We start from the raw sequence: 2,121 nt of genomic DNA on the forward strand, positions 1-2,121 counted from the left end.
CGTCGACGGCCGGTCTGCAGGCCTACGCGGGCGGCGGCGGCTACAACGCGGCGAAGTTCGCCGTGCACGGACTCATCGGGGCGCTCAGGCTCGACCTCAAGGGCGAGCCGATCCGGGTCATCGAGGTCGCCCCCGGCATGGTGCACACCGAGGAGTTCTCGCTGAACCGCCTCGGTGACGCCGAGCGGGCCGCCGCGGTCTACGAGGGGGTCGACCACCCGCTCACGGCTGACGACGTGGCATCCGTCATCGTGGGGGCGCTCGAGCAGCCGTGGTACGTGAACCAGGACCTCATCGTGGTGCGTCCCATCGCGCAGGCGGCGCAGTTCGCGGTGCACCGCGGAAAGCTCGAGCCGAGGATCTAGCCTGCGGCGGTGCGCGACGCGGTGCGCTGCGACCGTGGCCGCTTCCCTGCGGTCGCTTTCCCGCGGCGACATTAGGTGCGGGAAAGCCTCTCTCGAGAAACCCGCGGCGACATTAGGTGCGGGTAAGCCTCTTTCGAGAAGCCCGCGGCGACATTAGGTGCGGGTAAGCCTCTCTCGAGAAGCCCGCGGCGACATTAGGTGCGGGAATGGTGCGGGATTCCAACACCCATTGTCGCCGGGCGAGGGACGCGCCGTCGCGATTCCGCATCTAGTGTCGTCGGACAGCTAGGCGCAGTCGCGATTCCGCACCTAGTGTCGCCGGACGGCTAGGCGCAGTCGGGATTCCGCATCTAGTGTCGCCGGGGCGGGCGGGGAGCTCGAGGCATCCCGCACCTATTGTCGCCCGGCGAGAAAAGCGCAGGGGAAACCGCACCTCGTTTCAGGCAGCGGCGGGCCACTAGTGTGTCACGCAGCGGCGGGCGGCCAGTCGGGATTCCGCACGTGCTATCGGCCTTCGCCCCGGCCGTCCGGGTTCCACCCGTTGGCGCGCAGCGCTCTGCCGACCAGTCGCTCAACCTCGGCACGCGAGTGATGCTTGCGGACTCGAACGATGGTCCACTTCAGCGCAGAGAGAGCGTTGAACCGGTCGATGTCGATGGTCGCGCGCTCGTCGGCGTGCCAGCGCTCGCCTTCGTACTCCACGACCGTCATGAACTCTTCAAGCACGAGATCGCCGATCGCGACCAGCCTTCCGCGCTCGTCGTAGATGGGCTTGTTGTTCTCGGGCTCTGGCATGCCGGCACGCAGCATCGTCAGGCGGACAGTCGTCTCCTTCGGCGACCACACGTTCTCACGCAGCTGTGGCAGCGCCTCGCGCAGCTTCCGGGCGCCGGGCCGGCGACCATGGCGGCGTACCGCAGCTTCCAGCTGCGTGAGCGTGGTCAAGCGGAACGGCTTGTCGGACAGCAGGCGATCGCCGGCCTGAATCAATTCGTCGACTTCGAGGACGGCCGCGAGCTCGCACCAGAGCTGCGCCGGTTCCCGCACGGGGCGGCCGTTGAACTGCACGATGGTTGCGCCCGGGGCCGAGTGCCCGCGAACTCTCTTGCCCCTCGGTCGTTCGTGCGGTGTGAGCGAGCTGACATGCAGTTCCATCGACTCGAACCGGCGCGGCACCGGAATGCCCATGATCCGTGCGGCTGTCACGCTGCTGAAGAACCACCGTTCGGGAAGCTTCGTCTGGAACGCATCGCACAGCCGGGTGAACTTCTGCTCGTCCGTCGATTCCGCAAGTAGTGCGAGGGGAACGCGCACCCCGCGGAACGGACGGTTGAGATCCCTGGCGCGAAGCCGCCCGCGGGAGACGCCGTTCCGTTCGGCATCCGCCACCGCGAACGGGGCGCCGGCGAGTTCAGCAGGCAGGGCAGCGGCGTGGCGCATGACAGCGATCTTGGCGACCCGGGCGCCGCGAGGATCGTCGCCCGACCTCAATCGGTGGACAACAGCGCATGGCGCGTGTGTGTGAGCGGCGAGTTCAGCAAAGAGAATCCGGCATCGACCCGTGCGGCGACATTCCGTGCACATTGCACAGGGCCGTTCGCGCATCCTTTGTCGTCGCGTGAAGGATTGGTTGGCGGATTCTTGCCTCTACTGTCGCCGAAGGGTGAGGACTGTCCTGAATCCCGCACATCGTGTCGCCACGGGCCGAACCGGTGCGACGACTGCGGCGCACGGCATCGCCCTGCGCCTGAAGCGG

Annotated in this window: 2 protein-coding genes; one reads left to right on the forward strand and one right to left on the reverse strand. The window is 67.6% G+C overall.

Annotation, left to right across the window (positions count from 1 at the left end):
* Nucleotides 1–365, forward strand: a 365-nt coding sequence (locus tag ACM2XV_RS14625; RefSeq protein WP_487027460.1) for an SDR family NAD(P)-dependent oxidoreductase, incomplete at its 5' end; no start/stop codon positions are given.
* Between the two features lie 504 nt (nucleotides 366–869).
* Here ACM2XV_RS14625 and ACM2XV_RS14630 read toward each other — a convergent pair.
* Nucleotides 870–1,970: a hypothetical protein gene (locus ACM2XV_RS14630; RefSeq protein WP_487027461.1), complete on the reverse strand. Its 1,101-nt coding sequence runs from the start codon at nucleotides 1,968–1,970 to the stop codon at nucleotides 870–872.
* Between the last annotated feature and the right edge of the window lie 151 nt (nucleotides 1,971–2,121).

Source organism: Gryllotalpicola sp. CP2-P1, from assembly GCF_057512245.1.

Bases quoted from the DNA above. Each gene is read 5' to 3' on its own strand.
- ACM2XV_RS14630 (WP_487027461.1), bottom strand. From the start codon at position 1,970: ATGCGCGAACGGCCCTGTGCAATGTGCACGGAATGTCGCCGCACGGGT.